This window comes from Aliarcobacter cryaerophilus ATCC 43158, assembly GCF_003660105.1.
GTDB classification, from domain to species: Bacteria; Campylobacterota; Campylobacteria; order Campylobacterales; family Arcobacteraceae; genus Aliarcobacter; species Aliarcobacter cryaerophilus.
In genome coordinates this window covers 1,155,771-1,174,732 of the sequence record NZ_CP032823.1, presented here as the reverse complement: position 1 = coordinate 1,174,732, position 18,962 = coordinate 1,155,771, and the positions used below count along the sequence as shown (strand labels likewise).

The 18,962-nt window shown below is 26.6% G+C and carries 20 protein-coding genes; 13 read left to right on the top strand and 7 right to left on the bottom strand.

Annotated elements, in window-relative coordinates; all coding sequences use genetic code 11:
• Positions 1-2: 2 nt before the first annotated feature.
• Together ACRYA_RS05900 and ACRYA_RS05895 are read right to left on the bottom strand one after the other, a co-directional pair.
• Positions 3-1,100, bottom strand: a complete 1,098-nt coding sequence (locus tag ACRYA_RS05900; RefSeq protein WP_105916609.1) for a DUF808 family protein — start codon at positions 1,098-1,100, stop codon at positions 3-5.
• Positions 1,101-1,167: 67 nt separating this feature from the next.
• Positions 1,168-1,914, bottom strand: a complete 747-nt coding sequence (locus tag ACRYA_RS05895; protein WP_133160976.1) for a polysaccharide deacetylase family protein — start codon at positions 1,912-1,914, stop codon at positions 1,168-1,170.
• 72 nt (positions 1,915-1,986) lie between these two features.
• Between ACRYA_RS05895 and ACRYA_RS05890 the strand changes: the two genes are divergently transcribed.
• From ACRYA_RS05890 to ACRYA_RS05855, 8 genes are all read left to right on the top strand, one after another.
• Positions 1,987-3,228, top strand: coding sequence for a BaiN/RdsA family NAD(P)/FAD-dependent oxidoreductase (locus ACRYA_RS05890; protein ID WP_105916607.1), 1,242 nt, complete (start codon positions 1,987-1,989; stop codon positions 3,226-3,228).
• A gap of 17 nt (positions 3,229-3,245) precedes the next feature.
• Complete coding sequence (locus ACRYA_RS05885) at positions 3,246-4,088, top strand: YitT family protein (RefSeq protein WP_105916606.1); 843 nt, start codon at positions 3,246-3,248, stop codon at positions 4,086-4,088.
• Between the two features lie 94 nt (positions 4,089-4,182).
• Positions 4,183-4,605: a hypothetical protein gene (locus tag ACRYA_RS05880; protein WP_105916605.1), complete on the top strand. Its 423-nt coding sequence runs from the start codon at positions 4,183-4,185 to the stop codon at positions 4,603-4,605.
• A gap of 15 nt (positions 4,606-4,620) precedes the next feature.
• The gene (locus ACRYA_RS05875; protein ID WP_105916604.1) at positions 4,621-4,821 is read left to right on the top strand and encodes a hypothetical protein; all 201 of its coding nucleotides are present in this window, start codon (positions 4,621-4,623) and stop codon (positions 4,819-4,821) included.
• A complete protein-coding gene (locus tag ACRYA_RS05870) occupies positions 4,814-5,023 on the top strand; it encodes a hypothetical protein (protein WP_105911189.1) in 210 nt (69 codons plus the stop codon). The genes ACRYA_RS05875 and ACRYA_RS05870 overlap by 8 nt, the downstream gene beginning before the upstream one ends.
• Positions 5,010-5,453 (top strand): type II secretion system protein, encoded by a 444-nt coding sequence (locus tag ACRYA_RS05865; RefSeq protein WP_133160975.1) that lies wholly within the window; start codon positions 5,010-5,012, stop codon positions 5,451-5,453. The genes ACRYA_RS05870 and ACRYA_RS05865 overlap by 14 nt, the downstream gene beginning before the upstream one ends.
• On the top strand, positions 5,450-7,297 hold the full coding sequence (locus ACRYA_RS05860) for a primosomal protein N' (RefSeq protein ID WP_105916602.1): 1,848 nt from the start codon (positions 5,450-5,452) through the stop codon (positions 7,295-7,297). Before ACRYA_RS05865 ends, ACRYA_RS05860 begins: the two co-directional genes overlap by 4 nt.
• 38 nt (positions 7,298-7,335) lie before the next feature.
• Positions 7,336-8,028 carry a tetrahydrodipicolinate N-succinyltransferase N-terminal domain-containing protein gene (locus tag ACRYA_RS05855; RefSeq protein WP_105916601.1) on the top strand — a complete coding sequence of 231 codons (693 nt, stop codon included), beginning with the start codon at positions 7,336-7,338 and terminating at the stop codon, positions 8,026-8,028.
• A 31-nt stretch (positions 8,029-8,059) separates the two neighbouring features.
• On the opposite strand, the gene ACRYA_RS05850 is transcribed toward ACRYA_RS05855, so the two are convergent.
• The 4 genes from ACRYA_RS05850 to ACRYA_RS05835 all read right to left on the bottom strand — a co-directional run bounded on the left by ACRYA_RS05850 (position 8,060) and on the right by ACRYA_RS05835 (position 12,245).
• Positions 8,060-9,667 (bottom strand): YcaO-like family protein, encoded by a 1,608-nt coding sequence (locus ACRYA_RS05850; protein ID WP_228199726.1) that lies wholly within the window; start codon positions 9,665-9,667, stop codon positions 8,060-8,062.
• A gap of 80 nt (positions 9,668-9,747) precedes the next feature.
• Positions 9,748-10,581, bottom strand: a complete 834-nt coding sequence (locus ACRYA_RS05845; protein ID WP_228199725.1) for a methylated-DNA--[protein]-cysteine S-methyltransferase — start codon at positions 10,579-10,581, stop codon at positions 9,748-9,750.
• A gap of 13 nt (positions 10,582-10,594) precedes the next feature.
• On the bottom strand, positions 10,595-11,857 hold the full coding sequence (locus ACRYA_RS05840; protein ID WP_121443287.1) for a serine hydroxymethyltransferase: 1,263 nt from the start codon (positions 11,855-11,857) through the stop codon (positions 10,595-10,597).
• Between the two features lie 73 nt (positions 11,858-11,930).
• Positions 11,931-12,245 (bottom strand): DUF6172 family protein, encoded by a 315-nt coding sequence (locus ACRYA_RS05835; RefSeq protein WP_105917901.1) that lies wholly within the window; start codon positions 12,243-12,245, stop codon positions 11,931-11,933.
• A gap of 195 nt (positions 12,246-12,440) precedes the next feature.
• On the opposite strand from ACRYA_RS05835, the gene ACRYA_RS05830 reads away from it, so the two are divergent.
• From ACRYA_RS05830 to ACRYA_RS05820, 3 genes are all read left to right on the top strand, one after another.
• A complete protein-coding gene (locus ACRYA_RS05830; protein ID WP_105917902.1) occupies positions 12,441-13,583 on the top strand; it encodes a hypothetical protein in 1,143 nt (380 codons plus the stop codon).
• The gene (locus ACRYA_RS05825) at positions 13,580-14,617 is read left to right on the top strand and encodes a CNNM domain-containing protein (protein WP_105917903.1); all 1,038 of its coding nucleotides are present in this window, start codon (positions 13,580-13,582) and stop codon (positions 14,615-14,617) included. The genes ACRYA_RS05830 and ACRYA_RS05825 overlap by 4 nt, the downstream gene beginning before the upstream one ends.
• A gap of 86 nt (positions 14,618-14,703) precedes the next feature.
• Positions 14,704-15,306: a YiiX/YebB-like N1pC/P60 family cysteine hydrolase gene (locus tag ACRYA_RS05820; RefSeq protein WP_105917904.1), complete on the top strand. Its 603-nt coding sequence runs from the start codon at positions 14,704-14,706 to the stop codon at positions 15,304-15,306.
• Between the two features lie 14 nt (positions 15,307-15,320).
• Here the strand turns inward: ACRYA_RS05820 and ACRYA_RS05815 are convergent, their stop codons facing one another.
• Positions 15,321-17,681, bottom strand: a complete 2,361-nt coding sequence (locus ACRYA_RS05815) for an ATP-binding protein (protein WP_105917905.1) — start codon at positions 17,679-17,681, stop codon at positions 15,321-15,323.
• Between the two features lie 98 nt (positions 17,682-17,779).
• On the opposite strand from ACRYA_RS05815, the gene ACRYA_RS05810 reads away from it, so the two are divergent.
• Complete coding sequence (locus tag ACRYA_RS05810) at positions 17,780-18,145, top strand: hypothetical protein (RefSeq protein ID WP_105917906.1); 366 nt, start codon at positions 17,780-17,782, stop codon at positions 18,143-18,145.
• An 83-nt stretch (positions 18,146-18,228) separates the two neighbouring features.
• The gene (locus tag ACRYA_RS05805) at positions 18,229-18,960 is read left to right on the top strand and encodes a ferredoxin-thioredoxin reductase catalytic domain-containing protein (RefSeq protein ID WP_105917907.1); all 732 of its coding nucleotides are present in this window, start codon (positions 18,229-18,231) and stop codon (positions 18,958-18,960) included.
• Positions 18,961-18,962: the final 2 nt, after the last annotated feature.

Below are 18,962 nucleotides of genomic sequence, written 5' to 3'. Positions count from 1 at the left end.
CTCTATTTTTTAAATACTTTTGTAATTTTTGAAAAAATAGGAACTATTAAAACTACAATATACCCTACAATTGCACCTAAAATAATTTCACTAAAGAATCCACCAAGAGGAATAGCTTTTAAAATTTCGTTAAAAGAACCTAAAACATGAGTTTCATGAGCGATAATTCCACCACCAACGGCAAGCATTGCAATAGTTCCTAAAACTCCAATAGTTTTTATAATATAAGGCATAGATTTTACAAAACCATCTCCAATTTTTTGTAAAGAAATATTTTTTTTCTCTTGTAAATAAAATCCAATATCATCTAGTTTTATAATAAATGCAACTATTCCATATACAAAAACTGTTGTTAAAATTCCTACACTTATTAAAACCATAAGTTTTGTTATAAAATCACTATTATCTAAAAGACTTAAACTAATAACAATTATTTCAAAAGATAAAATAAAATCTGTTTTAATAGCACTTTTTACCTTTTGCTCTTCAAAATCTTCATTTGAACTCTCTTTTTGATTTGTTTGCTCATCTTCTTGATGATGACCAAATTTTTCTAAAATAGACTCAACTCCCTCATAAGCCAAATAAGCCCCTCCAATAATCAAAATAGGAGCAATAGCCCAAGGAGCAATATAGCTTAAAAGTAAAACAACAGGAATAATAATAAATTTATTTATAAAACTTCCCTTTGCAATTTTATAAACAATTGGAAGTTCTCTTAAAGCTGCTTTTCTTTTTGCTTCAAGAATAGCAACTTCTCTTATGTGTTCAAGCTCTTTTAAAATCTCTTTTTGAGTTTTTTCATCTAATTTTTTTACATTCTCTTCAAACTCTTCAACTGATGAAGCTTTTTCTAGCTCTTTTTTTAGTATTTCTGAAGTTGTTTCATTTGTAAAGTTTGCAATAGCAGCAAGATCATCTACTAAAAGACCACTAGATTTTATACTTGCTAGTTTTGTATAAGTTGCTATATCATCAAATAGAAGACCAATATCATCAAGTGAAGTTGCAAGAGATTTTGCAGTTGTAGCTGCAGTTTTTCCTGCAAGTGAACCAATATCATCTGCTAATATTGATAAATAGCCCAATAATCCAGCCATTAAATTCCTTTTTTATAGTTTTTAAAATTGAAATAGTATTGAAAATCTACTAAGATAAATATATAGTCTAATAGTTTTCTATATTCTCAAAACTCCAACCACCATTCTTTAGTAGCTGAATCAGAGTTTTTAAGTTCTCTTTTCCATTGAAATTATTGCTAAACATAAAATCATGCATTAGAAGAACTACTTTATTTTCTTTGCTTGATAGATTTTTCTGATAGATTTTTTCCATAGAATTATATATTTCTTGAGGAGTTAGTATTGGTCTTCCATTTTTTTCATAAGCCCACTCTACATCCCAACCATAAATATAATAACCCTCTTTATAAATATCATCATAACCAAAAATCTCTTTTTCTCTTTGTATTTTTTCTATCATATTGTCATTTTTAGTAATTGTTGGAAGTCTAAAAACATTTCTTCCCGCAAGTCTTACTGGTAAAAAAGCAGATGAAGTATTTGAAATATTATCAAGACCTATTATTGAATTTGCCTTTTTTATATCTTCTACAACTAAAAGGGGATCACTATAAAACTTTCTATATCTATTGTTTGCATGAGAATATGTATGGTTTGCTATTAAAATATTTGGATAGTTTATAGCATCTTTATATATATTTTGAAAATTTTCAATTTGACAACCAATAAAAAACATAGTAACAGGAATATTCTCTTCTCTTACAGTCTCTATTATATTTTTTGTTGCTCTTATTGGACCATCATCGAAAGTTAAAAGTGCTATTTTATTATTTGTAGTTGCAAATGAGTATATTGATAAAATTGTAAAAATAGATAAAACTCGACCAATCATAAACACAAAATCCCCTAAATGCTTAAATTAAATTGTGTATAATACAAGAAACTGAATAAAAGAAGAGAAAAATTGGATAAAATTTATGATTTAATAGTTATTGGTGCAGGACCTGCTGGAATAATGGCAAGTATAAGTGCAGCAAAGGATTTAAAAAAGGTATTAATAGTTGAAAAAATGCCACAAATTGCTCTAAAATTAAAAGCAACAGGTGGAGGAAAATGTAATCTTACAAATACTTTATCTCAAGATGATTTTTGTACTAAATTTGGTAAAAGTGGAAGATTTATAAAAGATGCATTAGATAGTTTTACAAGAGATGATTTGCTTGCTTTTTTTGCTTCAATTGGAGTTCCTACGATTGCTAAAGATGGATTTAGAGTATTTCCCGTAAATCATAGTTCAACAATTATTTTGGAAGCATTGAAAAATGAGCTTGAAAGATTAGATATTGAAGTTAAAACTTCAATAGATATAAAAAATATAAAAAAAGAGGAAGATATTTTTGAAATAAAGACAGATGAAGAGATTTTTAAAAGTAAAAATATAGTTTTAGCAACTGGTGGTTTAGGTTATCCAACTTTAGGAGCGACAGGAGATGGATATATTTTTGCTTCATCTTTTGGTCATACAATAACACAAACAACTCCAGCTATGATGCCACTTTTTACCAAAGAGAAAAATTTTGCTTCTTGTAAAGCTGATACAATTGCAAAAGCTATACTAAAAGTAAATATTCCAAAATATAAAAACTTAAAACTAACAGGAGATTTAATCTTTACAAAAGAGGGTTTGCGAGGTCCAGTAATTTTAGATTTTGCTAGAGAAATTACTCCAATTTTAGAAAAATATGATGAAGTACCGCTTTTGATAAATTTCTTAAAAGGTAAAAATGAAGAGGATATTTTTCAACATTTTAAAAATGAAATAGCGAAAAATCCACAAGATAATATTTTACAAAATTTAGAAACTTTACTTGCAAGTAGTGTTTCTAAAGAGATTTTAAATATTTGTGAAATTGATGAAAATTTAAGATTTAAACAAATAGAGGGAATTAAAAGAGAGAAACTAATAAAAACTCTATCTTGGACACCTTTTACTATTGTTGGACACGATGGATTTAGACAAGCTATGATTACAAGAGGTGGAGTTGCTTTAAAACAGATAGAGCAAAAAACTATGCAAAGCAAAATTGTAAAAGGTTTATACTTTTGTGGTGAAGTTGTAGATATTGATGGACCTTGCGGTGGATACAATCTTCAATGGTCTTTTTCTAGTGGTTTTTTAGCTGGAAAATTGAATAATAATATTTAATAAGAATTAGGAAAAATATGAAAAAAACAGATTTAAAACACTATATATTTATAATTTTAGGCTCATTTGCAATGGCATTTGGTACGGTGAGTTTTTTGTCTCCAAATGAGATAATTACAGGTGGAGGAGTAGGTATCTCTTTACTTTTACATTCAATTTTTCCACAAATCACTTTAGGTATTATTATTGCAGTTGTAAGTATCCCATTTTTGATTTTATCTTATATCTATTTTGGAAAATATTATCTATTTAAAACATTTATTGTAGTTGTTCTTTTGTCAACATTTACAGATGTATTAAAGGAAGTTTTAAAAATAGGAGCAATAACAAATGATATTTTAATAGCTGCAGTTTTTGGTGGAATTTTTATAGGTTTAGGTGTTGGATTAGTTATAAAAGGAAGAGCATCTACAGGAAGTACATCGGTTGTAGGAGAAATAGTTGCAAAAAAGACAAAGTACAAGGCAGCAGAAGTTTTATTAGCTATTGATGCAACAATTATGTTTGCTTCAGTTTTTATTTACAATGATATAGATAAATCACTTTACAGTATGCTTAGTGTTTATGTTGGAATTAGAGTACTTGATATTATTCTAACAGGAAGACCATCTAAAAAGATAGTAAATATTGTATCAAACAATGTTGAAGTTTTAAAAGAGCAAATAAGAGAACGAATAGAAGAACACGGTACTATTTTAACAGGAATAGGTCTTCATCAAGGACAAAATAAAACTATTATTTACGTTACAGTTGATGCTGGAAAGATTGATTTATTAAAAAATTTAATCACTAAATATGACCCAGATGCTTTTATGATAATCACAGAAGCATCAGAGTTTCTAGGCAGAGGGTTAAAGTAGTTTTGCTTTGATGCAAAGGTTGATTTAGTTGCAAATTAAAAAAAATATACTATAATGTAATATTAATTATTAAATACAAATAGGAATATAATATATGTTATTGATGAAACTTGAAGCACGAGAGAAATTTGCATTTTTACAATTGGCTCATTATTTAGCAAGAGTTGATAATAGTTTTGGAAGAGAAGAAGAAGAAGTTATCTTAGAGTATTGTGATGAAATGGGAATTGAAAATATCGATTCATTTGATATGGATAATTTTAATTTAGAAGCAACTTTAAATAATTTTAAAAGTCAAAGAAGTAAAAAAATTGTTGTTTTAGAACTTATGATATTAGTTCATATTGATAGTGTTTTTAATATAAATGAGCAAATTTTGATAGAAAAAATTTCTCAAAACTTTGGTATTGGAAATAAAGATTTAGATGATTTTTCATCTTGGGGAAAATCTGTTGCAAAACTTTATGAGATAGCAAAAGTTTATATGAGTGATGATTACGAGGAGTTGATATCTTAAATTATGAGTAAAAGTATGGAAATCATTAGGCTTTTAAATGAAAGAATTGACAATTTATTAGAAGAGCATGCAAAAATAAAACTTGAAAAAATAGCTCTTGAGCAAAAAATAAGCGAACTAATAGATGAAAATGATAAGCTTGAAAGAAACAATCAAGATATGATTTTAAAAATTGATAGTACATTAACTTTAATAAAGGCGAATACAAGTGATTAAGGATTTGACATTTCACATAAATAACAAAGCTTACACAATTTCTGTCGATGAAGAGCTTGAAAAAGAGCTTTGTAAATATTTAGATACTGAAAAAAATAATGATACAAAATCCCTTCTTTTAGCATATTTAAAGCTAAATCAAGAATATAGAACTTTTAGAAAAGAGGTTGAGGATATTGCAAATAAAATTGCGGGGTTTTAGAAAAAAAGCATTTTCTACTCTTGAAATAGTTATTTTTATAGTAGTTATTGCTACTATTTTATCTTTTTTGCTCCCAAAACTTAATACTTTTTTGGAAAATAGTGATTTAGTAAAACTAAAATCAGATATAGCACTTATAAAAAATGGTATACAAAAAGATAAAGCAAAAAATATATTAATACAAAAATTTGATTATATAAACAAATTAGATAATGCAAACATAGATGTTGAAAACGAGAAGTTATTTGAATATATTTTGGATTTTCCTTTTATTTCAACTTCTACAAATGCATCTAAAAATGGATATTGGGCAAAAGTATCAGATGATAAATATATATTTTTCACAAGAAAGAATAAATATGAATTTTTATTAAAAGATAGTCAATTTTTATGTGCAAGTAGTGAAAAATTATGCGAGGATATATTTTGAACTATTATGAAGTAGCGATTTTAAAATCTCCTTTACAAAACTTAACTTACGAAAGTGAAGAGATTATTGAAAATGGCTCTTTGGTAGAAGTTATTTTAGCAAAAAGAAAAAATTCAAATTTAGCAGTAGTTATAAAAAAAGTAGATAAACCAGATTTTAAATGTAGTACAATTTTGAGTATAAAAGATGAGTTCTATACTGATTGTATGATTGAAATTGCCGATTTTGTTAGTAAATACTATATTTGTTCTATGGGATTTTCTTTGAGTTTATTTCAAGCTTTTAATAAAAATATTTGTTATGAAAATTTGAGTACTGATTATAAAAAAGAGATAAATTTGTCATCTTTTCAAAAAGAAGCAAAAAGTTTTTTAGATAGTAAAAAACAAGCTCTTCTTTTTGCAAAAACTGGTGCTGGAAAAACTGAAATATATATAAAAACTATAAAAGAGGTTTTAAAACAAGGAAAACAAGCAGTTTTTTTAATGCCAGAAATCTCTCTTACTCCACAAATGGAAAAAAGACTTGAAGAAGTTTTTGATTCAAGTGTTGCAATTTGGCATTCAAAAGTAACTATAAAAAGAAAAAAAGAGATACTATTAAAACTTCAAAATGGTGAGATAAAATTAATAGCAGGTGCAAGATCAGCTCTTTTTTTACCTTATAGTAATTTGGGTTTGATTATTGTAGATGAAGAGCATGATAACTCTTATAAAAGCGATACTACTCCTAGATATAATGCAAAAGATTTAGCAATTTTTATAGCAAAAAAGTTTGATTTAAGACTTATTTTAGGAAGTGCAACACCTTCTTTAAATAGTTTTTATAAAATTCCATATTTTGAGCTTGATAAGACATTTTATGAGACAAAAAAGAGTTATATTTTTGAAAATAGTGGTCAAAATATTTCAGAAAAAACTCTTCATTTGATAAAAAAAAGTATTGAAAATAAAAATCAAACAATAGTTTTTTTACCTACACGTGCAAATTTTAAGCATCAAATTTGTTTTGATTGTGGGAAAAGTGTTGAATGCCCATTTTGTAGTGTTTCTATGAGTTTGCATAAAAATGATTTGGCTCTGAAATGCCACTATTGTGGATTTGCACAAAAAATTCCAGAGTTTTGTCCATCTTGTAAAACAGGAATTGTAAGAAATCATAGGGTTGGAACTGCCCAAATAGAAGAAATCTTAAAAAATGAGTTTCCTAATAGTATTATAAAAAGATTTGATAAAGATAGTGTAAATAGTGAAAAATCTTTAAAAAAGATTTTAGATGAGTTTAATGAAAATAAAATAGATGTTTTGGTTGGTACTCAAATGCTTTCAAAAGGACATGATTATCACAATGTAAAACTTGCAGTTGTACTAGGTATGGATAGTTTGCTAAATATGAGTTCATATAAAGCAAGAGAAAATGCCTTGAGTTTGCTTTTGCAAATATCTGGAAGAAGTGGAAGAAATGGCTTTGGCGAGGTTATAATTGAGACAAAAAATGAAGACTTTTTTAAATATTATTTAGAAGAATCAAATTATAAAGAGTTTTTAAAAAGTGAGTTAGAATTTAGAAAAGATTTGTATCCACCTTTTGTAAAATTAGCAAGAGTAATTTTATCTTCAACAAATGGTTTAAAAGTAAAAGATGAATTACAAGAGATTGTAAAAGATTTAAAAAACAATAAAGATATTGAAGTTGTAGGATTTGGCGAGTGCGCAATTTTTAGAATTTCAAATAAATATAGATATGAAGTTGTTATTCGCTCAAAAGATGTAAAAGCACTTTTAAAATCTTTACACTATTTGAAATCAAATAATATTTCAATAGATATGGATACAATTTATTAGAATTTGAGTAAAATTGATATTAAAATGAGGAGAGCAATATGATAAATACAAAAGAAGATTTTAAGGCACTTGTTGAGAGTATAGAAAAAGAGAGTTGGTATAAACAACCTTTAGGATTTGGAATTGCTAGAGTTAGCAGAGGAGTTTTAAATTCAAACTTGATTTTAGAAGCTACATTTCCAGTTGTAAATTGGAATGAAAATCATAAAAGTGCTGCTATATTTTTGGCAGCTTTAAAACAAAGTGGACACAATATTGATTGTACAAAAAGTGAAGCTGTATTTGATATTTGTGATGGTTTCTTAGGATATTGTGTAGAAGCATTTAAACCATTTTATGAAGAAAAAGAGCTTCACAAAAACCTTCAAGTAATCTCTACACTAGCTACATTGCCACTTGATAGTGGATTAAGTGGTGATGATTTTAAAGTTGTATTTGTTTTTAAAGATGAAAAACCACAAAGTGTAGAAGCTACATATTTAAAATTGTATGCAAAATATAGCAAAAAAACAGATGAGCCAAATCTTGAAGGAATAGAAGATTTACTTACAAATTGTGCTTGGATAGATGCTATTCCTTTGGAGCTTGATTGGTTAAGACAAAATGAGATTTTATTAAAAGTTGGAGCAAAATATCCAAAGGTTGATTATGTTGGTAAATATTCAAGATTTTTAAGACATATTATCCCATCAAATGATGAAACTTCTTGCAAAGCAACTCTTTTAAAATAGTTAAATAGCAAGATTATCTTGCTATTTATTTTTATATATATTTTTTGTTTTTAGAATCAAATAAGTTTAAAATGTTTTTATATTCATTTGCAAACTCTAAGTTTATTAAAGAGCTTTTTTTATCAATAATATCTAAAGCTCTTTTGATATTTTTCTCTTCAAAAATATCAAAAAGGGCATCTTTGAAATCTTCAAAATTTAAGTTTTCTTGAGTTATTCTTAAAACCTGAGCCAAAATATAGTTGAATTTTTTATTTGATTGTTCAAGGTAAAAAATAGCCTCTTCATACTCTTTTAATTTAATCAAGACATCAGCTTTGAATTCACCTAAAGAGAAATCCTCTTTAAAAATAACTCCAATAAATGCACCCATATTTATAGAGTCATCAAAGCCATTTAATTCATCAAGTAAATTTTCTAAATCATATTTATCTTTGTTTAAAATAAAATCTCGGATTAGTTTTCCTTGATTTTTATTGTTGTAAATCATATCTTCAAGTGGATAAATCTCCGAAAAATCTGGAACAATCATATGACAAGAGTAGAATCCTAAATAGTCATATTCTCTAAGATATATTGTTTTGTTTTCTTTATTTAAAATCTCTTTTAGAATTATAAATTGTTCACTACTTTGTTCTATATCAAATTTCCAAGGAGTATAAATAAATGATTTTTTAGAACTTAAAAACTGTAAGCCTACTTTTGCATTTGAATCAACAAAATGAGACTCTAAATTTGAGTTTGAAGCAATATCTTCCATATCAAAAGTTGGTTTCTCAAAGCTATCTAGTTCATCTATTTCTCTTCCTTGTAAAAGCTCCGTTAATGTTCTTTCAATTGAAACTTCCAAAATAGGGTGGCTTCCAAAAGATAAAAAAAGTGTATTATTTTTTGGATTTATAAAAGCTATTGCTGTAACTGGATATATTCCACCCAAAGATGAATCATAAACTTTTATTTTAAATCCTTTTTCTTCTAAAGATTTTATATCTTCAGATATTTTTGAAAACTTATTTAAAACCTCTTTTGGAAACTCTGGAAGAGCTAGACCATCTTTTATAACTTTTATTTTTACATTTCTTTCAAATATCTCACAAAGAGCTTGAACTTTTGCTTCATCTTTTGTGTTTCCTGTTGATAAACCGTTACTTGCATAAAGATTTGCTAGTAAATTTATAGGAAAATATACTTTTTTTTGTGAAGTTTGATTTATAAAAGGTAAAGAGATTATTTTTGAAAAATCATTTGAGTTAAAATCCAAAAAATCATCTTTTTCAATACCTTCTAAAGTATAATACTTTTTTATCTCTTCATCCAAAAAATCACTATTTTTATCAAATGCTTTTTGGTCTGGAAAAAAAGTTCTATTTTCTAAATAGTAATCATTAAAATATAGATTTGTTTGTAATCTTTCTATAAATTCACCATAAGCACTAGCTAAACAAGAGTCAGATATTGAGCCTTTACCATTTGAAAAAATATAATTGTTAGCACCTTCAAAACTTAGGTTTACCGAAAAACTATTTTTTACAGGATTTTTCTCTTTAGAAAGCCTTATTTTATAACCTAAATCATCTATTATTTTTTTCATTTTTGTTAAACTTACTTCTAGTGGAGCATCTTTTGACAGTAGTTTCATTTTACTTCTTTCTTAAAAATTTTGTGAAGTATAGCCAAAGATTTTGTTGTTTTAGTGCTTATTTAAATATTTTATTAATTTTAAATATTTTTTTTCGATGCTTCAAAAGCTAATAAATTCTCTTTTCTCTCAATCCCCCATCTATAACCACTCATAGCTCCGCTTTTTGCTATAACTCTATGACAAGGAATAAGGTAGCCAATATGATTTTTACCAATAGCATTTGCAACAGCTCTTATTGATTTTGGTTTATCTACAATATTTGCAATATCGCTATAAGTTGCAATCTCTCCATTTGGAATATTTATTAATGCTTTCCAAATATTTATTTGTAGGTTTGTTCCTTTTACCAAAAGTGGATATTTTTTATTTTTTATAAAGATATTTTCCAAATATTCGCTTGCTAGTTTTTCATCAAAAACTAAATTTGCATTTTCCCAAAGTTCATTAAATCTTTGAAAAATATCTTTTTTATTGTTATCACAAAAACCCAAATAGCAAATTCCTTTAGATGTAAAACCTATTAAAGCTTCACCAAAAGGAGTTTTTCCAAAACCATAAGTAATTTGTACATCTTTACCTTTTTCTTTCCACTCTTTTGGAGTAACGCCTATTAGATTTACAAAAAGCTCATGAAGCCTACTAGTACTTGATAGTCCAATATCTAAACTACTATCAAGAATAGATTTGGACTCTTTTATATGCTCTTTTGCATAGTTTAAAGTAACACTATGCAAAAATTGTTGAGGAGTAAGACCAACATAATCTTTAAAAACTCTTATAAAATGGTATTTACTCATTCCAACATTTAAAGCAATCTCATCAATACTTGGATGAGATTTAAAGTTTTCATCTATGTATTTGATAGCTTTTTCTATTTGATTATAAGTAGAACTATTTTTTTCTATTTCCACTTTTTTCTCTTTATTAATACGTCGAACTAGTGTAAATAACAAATTTAGAAGCTAGTTCTTCAAGCTCTTTGTTTATTTTTTTATGTAACTCTTTATCTTCAATATTATCTAATACATCACAAATTTTATTTGCAATATATTCAAACTCTTTCTCTTTCATTCCTCTTGCAGTTAGTGCAGGAGATCCAATTCTAATTCCACTTGTAACAAATGGACTTCTAGTTTCTCCTGGAACTGTATTTTTATTTACAGTAATTCCAGCATCACCTAAAGCAGCATCAGCTTCTTTTCCTGAGAATGGTTTATTTAAGAAACTTACTAGAACAAGATGATTATCTGTTCCACCACTTACTATATCATATCCTCTTTTTACTAGCACTTCACCTAATACTTTTGCATTAGCTTTTACTTGTTTTGCATAATCTTTCCATTTTGGATCAAGTATTTCTTTAAATGCAACAGCTTTTGCAGCAATTACATGAACAAGTGGTCCACCTTGAAGTCCTGGGAAAATTGCACTATTTATTTTTTTAGCAATCTCTTCATCATTTGTCATAATCATTCCACCTCTTGGACCTCTTAGAGTCTTATGAGTTGTTGTTGTTACAACGTGAGCATGAGGGAATGGACTTTGGTGTTCATTTGCAGCAACAAGTCCTGCAATATGAGCAATATCAGCAAATAAAATAGCTCCAACAGAGTCAGCTATTTCTCTAAATCTTTTAAAATCAATCTCTCTAGCATATGCACTTGCACCACAAACAATTATTTTTGGTTGAACTATTTTTGCAATCTGCTCAACTTTATCATAGTTAATTCTTCCATCAAGTTCAACACCATAATAAAATGCAGAGTAGTTTTGACCAGAGAAGCTTGGTTTACTTCCATGAGTTAAATGTCCACCATGAGATAAATCCATACCTAATATTTTATCACCAGCTTTTAATAATGCTGCATATACTGCACCATTTGCCTGAGATCCACTATGAGGTTGAACATTTGCATATTTACAAGCAAATATTTCACAAGCCCTATCAATTGCTAGTTGTTCTACTTTATCAGCTTGTTCACATCCACCATAATATCTTTTATATGGATAACCTTCAGCATATTTATTTGTAAATACACTTCCCATTGCTTGCATTACTGCTGGACTTGTAAAGTTTTCACTTGCAATCATCTCAAGATGATTTGTCTGTCTTTCAAGCTCAGCTTCAACTATCTTAAATACCTCAATATCAGCTACCTCTAAATTATCGTTTGTGATATAGTTCATTTATCTCTCCAATTTTTATTTTTCAAATTTTAACAAAATTGTAGTTTATAAACAATCCAAAAATTGCTAAATATTAATCTTCTAAAATTTCATCATCATTTGATAATTTTTTTTCTCTAAATATTGCTTTAGCATCTATCTCTAAATAAAAACTAGCATAATTCTCACTTTGAGCCAAATCTACATTTTTTATAACATCAGCAAAATTTATAACTTTTGCATCTTCTTTTTTTTCCCCAAATTTACAATCAAAAAACCAAGAGTTGAAACCATCTGGTAGTTTTTTACTTTTTTCTCTTTTTATATATTTTCGTATATCATTCTTGATACTATCAATTTGTCTCTCTCTTGTTTTATTTGGTATATCTATTAAAAATAGTTTTTTCACTTTAAATCCTTTTTAAATGGTTCCTATTTTAAAAGGAACTGTAATTTTTTTTTGACTACTTTTTATAGCGGGGAATTAAAAATCCCCTAAAAAGTAGCAAAAACCTAAAGAGCTTTAAGAATAAAGCTTTATTAAAAGTGGATTATATCAAGAAATATTTGATATAATCATTGATATTATGAAAAAAGAGAAGATTTGCAGTTTAAAATTACAAATAAGATAAAAAATTTAGAAATAGGTGAATTAAAAGATAATCTTTTTCACTATTCTTACGATAGCAAAACTTTAAAATCTCTATTTAAAAATAATATTTCAAAAGATAATATCTCTTATATTACAGCTCATAGCAGTTTTAAAGGTGAGATTTACGAAAATATAATATATGAACTTTTGATGGATTATGCTTTAAATAACGATGATATAAAAGGTTTTGTGCTAAAAGGTCCATATCAAGATATGGAAAACAAGTTTATAAAAAGTGGACTTTTAATTGATAGAACTTCACAAATAGTTTTTAAATCAGCATATAAAGATATAAGCGAATTTGATGCAATGTTTTTTACTGAAGATAAGCTATATTTTGTAGAGATGAGTACTTCAAAAAAGACTTCAAGCTTAAATAAAAGACTTGCAAAAAAATATGCACTTTTAAAGATGATATTTCCATATTTAGAGATAAATGCTTTGATTGTCCTTACATCTGGCTCTATTGGTTTAAACAACTTTCCTTCATATGCAACTATTTGGGTAACAAAAGATTTAGATGATGATGATTTAATAGAAAAAATTATTTTTGCTAAAAAAGTTAAAAATGATTTACAAACATTAAAAGCTCCAGAAAATAAGAAATATTTAGAAGCTTTTAGTTTAAAATATAAAAAATTTGCATATTTTCCAACTTTGGAGTGGATTTTAAATGGTGCTAGAAAAAATCCAAAATTTAAAATTGATTTAAGTTTTTTCTCAAATTCTAAAATGAATTTATATTTTGATATTTATACAAAATTATATATTGGATATTTGAATATAGATTGTTTTAGAGAATTTTATAAAGATTTTGAAATGGAGCTAGAAAGTGATAGAGTTTTTGTAACTTTAGAAAAAGTTACTCAAACTCAAATTGATATAGTGTATTATGCAAAATTAAAAAATAAGAAATTATATAGAATAAGAGTAGAAGATGGTCAAATACCATCTATAAAAGAGAAAGAACCAGATGGTTTTACAAATGCAGAAGTAAGATTTTTTTCAAAAGTTTTAGAGGATAGGCATCTTTTAAATTCAAAAGATATAAACCATATTTTAAAAAATATTTCAATAATTGAATTTAAAAAATGACACTACTTATTACCTATTTACTTTTAACTCTTGTTTTATCCTTTCTGTGCTCACTACTTGAAGCTACACTTTTATCTTCAACTTCTTCATATATTGAGAGTTTAGATAAAAAAGGTTATAGCCAAAAAACTGTTGAGTTAGCAAAGGATGTAAAACAAAATATTGATAAATCAATATCATCGATATTGACTTTAAATACTTTTGCAAATACTATGGGAGCAGCTGGTGTTGGTGCGCAAGCTGCTATTATATTTGGTTCAAACTGGCAAGCTGTAATTGCTTTTGTTTTAACTTTAATGGTACTTTTTATATCTGAGATATTTCCAAAAACTCTTGGTGCAATTTATTGGAGAAATTTTATAGTTCCAGCTACTTATATAATTTCATTTATGGTTAAAGTAACTTACCCTTTTATTTTTCTTGCTACTTTTATAACAAATGCTTTACAAAAAGGTAGAAAAAACGAGGCAAACTTTTCAAAAGATGAGATTATTACAATAGTAAATATGAGTGAGAAAGAGGGAGTTTTACAAGCAAAAGAGAGTATTTTAATAAAAAATTTGTTTAAACTAAAAAATATAAAAGCAAAAGATATTATGACTCCAAGAACTGTTGTATTTGCTTTTGATTCTAAAACAACTGTAAAAGAGGCACTTTTAAATGATAATTTATATGTTTATTCAAGAATACCTGTTTATAATGATTCAATAGATGATATAGCAGGAGTTGTTTTTAAACAAACTATTTTAGAAAAAAGAGTCAAAAAGAAAAAGAATACTATTTTAAAAGATATTATGGTTCCTATTCATAAGGTTCCAGAAAATTTATCTGTATCAGTTTTATTTGATCTATTTATTAGAATGAAAATGCATCTATTTCTCGTTCAAGATGAATATGGTCAAACAAGTGGAGTTGTAACACTTGAAGATACTCTAGAAACAATGCTTGGTATTGAAATTGTTGATGAAATGGATCAAGTTACAGACATGCAAGAGTTTGCAAAAGATGAGAGTAAAAGATTACAAAGAGTATAAAAAGGGTTATATATGAGTAGCTTAAACAAAGAGATAAATTTTGCTAGAGTATTTTACTTTCCAAATATGGAAATTTTTTAAAAATTATGATAATTAGAGTTGTAGCAATACTTTTTTTACTAATATTTGCATCTTTTGAAGCAAAAAAATTTATTAGTAAAAGTAAAGAAGACGTATCTATTGAAAGTATAAAAAAACAGATAAATCTTCAAAGTGGAGATATTATTGTAAAAAAAGAAGAGAACGAATTAAGCAATTATCTAGCGACTTTTGACTCTTCTGCTTATTCTCAAATTGGACTTATTATTGATACAAAATATGGTTTTAAAGTTGTTCATATAGAAATAGATGAAAAAGATGATGATTTAAAAATATCAGATTTTAATGATTTTGTAAATTTTTCAACTAAAATAGGAGTTTATAGATATAAAAGTGAAATAAATATTAAAAAGTTATCAGATATTATAAATGATTTACAAAAATCAAATACTAAATTTGACTATGATTTTTATCTAAATAATGATAAATTATACTCTACAGAGCTTATAAATTATATATATTTTAAACTTTTTGATGAAGATTTATATACATATTTGAGTAATTTTTATGAAAAAGATGAGATTTCTATAAATAGTATTATAAAAAATCCAAAACTAGAAAAAAAATTTGAAATAGATTTTAAGTTTTAGATTTTTTTAATATTTTACTGCTCTTGCCAAAGTAGTTCTATTTTAATATCATAAATATCAGTTCTTTTAGGTTTTATAAAAAATTCATCTATTGTATATTTTGAAATATTAAACTCATCATTTATCTTTTCTATTTCAATTTTAAGCTTATCTTCTAATCCATTTTGCAAAGATTGAAGAGCATTTATTTCACCTTCAACACTTTTCATATCACCTCTTTCTTTTAAAGCTCTATTTACTCCTCTCGAGCTTGTAGCTACTTTTGAAATAATTGCTGTTTTACTAGATTTTCCAAAAAAAGCTCCCAAAATTGATGTTCCAATAGATATTATGCTATTTGTCGTAGCACTTATAGCATCTTGTTCCTCTTTTTCTAATTTGTCAAAAAGTTTTGATATTTTTTGTTCTAAAAGGCTATTTTCTTTTTCAAATTTTTGTTTTAGATTTTCTATTTTTTCATCAATTTGTTCGTTTAATCTATCTTGTATTCTTATTTTAAAATCATCTAAACTCTCATATTGTTTTGATGATATTTTTAAAATATCATTTTTATATAGAGTTAGTTTGAAATTTCTATATACATAATCAGCAAAATTTCTCTCCAAAATTTTCAACTCTTTCTCATTTTGAATAAAACTAGGAAGTTCATAGTAAAATGAGTTTATTTTCTCTTTTTCATCAAAATTATTAGTTAAAATATCTTCTCTTTCATCAAAGTTTATCTCTTTGGCCTTTTCGTCTAAATATATTTTAAAATATATTTGTTCTTTTAAATCTACATTTTTTAGAGTATAAAGATAGTGAACACTAGAAGAAAAAAGTAAATACCCTTGCATATAGTAAGCATTGTTTTGTGAAACATAACTATATTTTTCTTTTAAATTACTTACTATTATAGGTTTTGATTTTCCTTTTGAAACATCAATAAATGGTTCATTTAGTTTAATCTCTTCTTCTGATTTTGTAGAATATTCAGTTTTTTTGTTTTCCATTAGTTTTTTTATAGCATCTTTACTTAAAGGACCTTTTAAATATGACAATGCCCATCTTGTTTCAAAAGTTTTAATACTCTCTTCATTTATATTTTTCATAATAAAATTTCTTTTAGCAAGTGTTCCTAAAGCCAAAGATAACTCTTGTTTATTTAATCCATTTTCACTAGCACTACTTAAACCATCGATTACTTTTTCTATATCTTGTTTTGTTTGAAGTCTTCCTATAAACCAAGTTCCTATATTTGATAGACCCTTATAATCAATATCTACAGGATTTTGAGTTGAAAGAATAACTCCTATTCCAAAACTTCTTGCTTGTTTTAAAAGTGTTAGCATTGGTTGTTTTGATGGTGGATTCGCTTGTGGTGGAAAATATCCAAATATCTCATCCATATAAAGGAGCGCTTTTAAAGATGTAGTTCCCTCTTGTCTTCTCATCCAAGCTAATATTTGATTTAGTAGAATTGTTACAAAAAACATTCTTTGAGAGTCATTTAGATGTGCGATTGAAAAAATATTTACTTTAGCCTTTCCACTTTGACTATATAACATTTTTGAGATATCTAAACTCTCACCTTCTAACCAACTGCTAAAAGATGGACTTGCAATAATTGTATTTATTTTTAGTGCAAATTTTAATCTATCATTTTGAGCAAAAAAAGTCTCCAAATCAAAAACTCCAATTTTCGAAAAAGGTGGAGTTACTATTAAAGTTATTAACTCTTCTATAGTTAAATCTTTTTGTTCTTTAAAGTAGCTTGTAAAAATTGATGCTAAAAGAATTGATTCTTTTGATGTTTCATCACTTTTGGTATCTATTAAAGATAAAATTGAGTGTACTGTTGAGTTTATAATATTTGAAAACAACTCCATATCTTCCAAAATCTCTATAGTAGGTGCTTTAAAAGATGAAAGGATTGATACTTGAACTCCTGCACTGCTTCCTGGTGTGTAAATTGTAAAGTCAGCACTATCTTTTAGTTTTTTTACTCTACTTAAATCTTGAAAATCTCTTTGTATTCCTTCTTTGTAGTTATTTGCAACTTTTATAGCTAATTCTTCTTTTGTTAATCCACTGTTCGTCACTTCACTATCATCTAGCCAAGGCTCAAAATCACTTGGATTTAATTCTGGAAAATTTAAAAGAAGATTTGTCATATCTCCTTTTGGGTCAATTATAATTGATGGTATTTCATCAATAGCAGCTTCTTCTAAAAGAGTAATTCCAAGTCCTGTTTTACCACTTCCTGTCATTCCTATAATTGCAGCATGAGTCAATAAATCTTTGTTTTGATAAATCAAAGGTGAGATTTGACCATTGATTTTTTCTTTTCCAATAAAAAAAAGTTTTAGCTTTTCATAATCAAAAGTGCTATTCATAAATATCCCTAAATAAAGTTTGAAATATTATAACAAAATAAAATGCTTTTTCTAAAAAAATATAGTATAATTAGCTAAATTTAAGAAAAGGAGTATTTATGGAACTTGGAAATATCCCTAAAATTGATCAGTTCAAGGATAACAAAGCAGTAGAGATGCAGCAGGTAAGATCTACTTCAAATTTAGCAAAAACTGATGAACAAAAAGAGTTAAAAGAGATTCAAAAGAAAAGTATAGATCAAGCAAGAGAAAACTCTGATGTACAAAAATCACAAAATGAATCAATTTCAAGTAGTAAATTTGAAGTTATGCTTTCAAATACAAATTTTGGATTTAATAGTAGCTCACAAGATTTTTTTGTAAAAGTTGAGAGAGGAACTGTTGAAAATCAATACCCAACAGAAGATATGATGCGAGTAAAAGCTCAAATGATATCACTACAAAAAGCAGATACAGAATCTTAAAAATATTGGCTTAAAAATTCTTTTTTAAGCCAAATCTATTTTAAAACTTATTATAATTTTGCCTTATTTTAAAAGGTTTATAAATGATAAAAAAAATTGATATTAACTCTTTAGTGTTCAAAAATGAACTTGAAAATACAAAAGAGTTTACAAAAGATGTATTAAATAAGTATGATTTTGTTTTTAATCCAGATGATGAAGTTAATTTATCTGTACAAATGGGATTAGCTAGAAATATGCTTATTTATGGAAAAAGATATTGCCCATGTTTTATGGTAGTAGAAAATGATGATGAAAATAGACTTTGTCCATGTGTACCAGCTTTGAATAGTGAGATACCAAAAAATGGAAGTTGTCATTGTGGAATTTATTGTACAAAAGAAAAAGCCCATGAATTACTTTTGAATATTGATACAAAAGAAGCTATTACTACACATTTTAGAGGTTTGACAAAAAAAGAGTGTGAAGAGTTACTTAACAATAATGAGATAAATTCTATAGAACTTGAAGCACTTTTAGAAGCAAGAGAAGAGGGTGCTGTAAATTTTTGTTTAGTAGATACAAGAGAGTGGATGGAGTGGGTTAATATAAGAATAAAAGGAGCTGACTTTTTAGTTCCAACAACTAGTTTTTATAATGCTTTAGAGCAGATAAATGATAAAAAAGATATACCTATAATTTTATATTGTCACAGCGGAAGTAGAAGTGCTTATTGTCAAAAAATAATGCTAAATATGGGATTTTCAAAAGTTGTAAATCTTGATTATGGGATTATGAGTTTTGGTGGTAAAACTTTAAGAGGTGAGCCAAAATAAAA

Bases quoted from the DNA above. Each gene is read 5' to 3' on its own strand.
- ACRYA_RS05875 (WP_105916604.1), top strand. From the start codon at position 4,621: ATGGAAATCATTAGGCTTTTAAATGAAAGAATTGACAATTTATTAGAA.
- ACRYA_RS05895 (WP_133160976.1), bottom strand. From the start codon at position 1,914: ATGATTGGTCGAGTTTTATCTATTTTTACAATTTTATCAATATACTCA.
- ACRYA_RS05820 (WP_105917904.1), top strand. From the start codon at position 14,704: ATGATAATTAGAGTTGTAGCAATACTTTTTTTACTAATATTTGCATCT.
- ACRYA_RS05855 (WP_105916601.1), top strand. From the start codon at position 7,336: ATGATAAATACAAAAGAAGATTTTAAGGCACTTGTTGAGAGTATAGAA.
- ACRYA_RS05850 (WP_228199726.1), bottom strand. From the start codon at position 9,667: ATGAAACTACTGTCAAAAGATGCTCCACTAGAAGTAAGTTTAACAAAA.
- ACRYA_RS05900 (WP_105916609.1), bottom strand. From the start codon at position 1,100: ATGGCTGGATTATTGGGCTATTTATCAATATTAGCAGATGATATTGGT.
- ACRYA_RS05815 (WP_105917905.1), bottom strand. From the start codon at position 17,681: ATGAATAGCACTTTTGATTATGAAAAGCTAAAACTTTTTTTTATTGGA.
- ACRYA_RS05805 (WP_105917907.1), top strand. From the start codon at position 18,229: ATGATAAAAAAAATTGATATTAACTCTTTAGTGTTCAAAAATGAACTT.
- ACRYA_RS05825 (WP_105917903.1), top strand. From the start codon at position 13,580: ATGACACTACTTATTACCTATTTACTTTTAACTCTTGTTTTATCCTTT.
- ACRYA_RS05810 (WP_105917906.1), top strand. From the start codon at position 17,780: ATGGAACTTGGAAATATCCCTAAAATTGATCAGTTCAAGGATAACAAA.
- ACRYA_RS05880 (WP_105916605.1), top strand. From the start codon at position 4,183: ATGTTATTGATGAAACTTGAAGCACGAGAGAAATTTGCATTTTTACAA.
- ACRYA_RS05840 (WP_121443287.1), bottom strand. From the start codon at position 11,857: ATGAACTATATCACAAACGATAATTTAGAGGTAGCTGATATTGAGGTA.
- ACRYA_RS05885 (WP_105916606.1), top strand. From the start codon at position 3,246: ATGAAAAAAACAGATTTAAAACACTATATATTTATAATTTTAGGCTCA.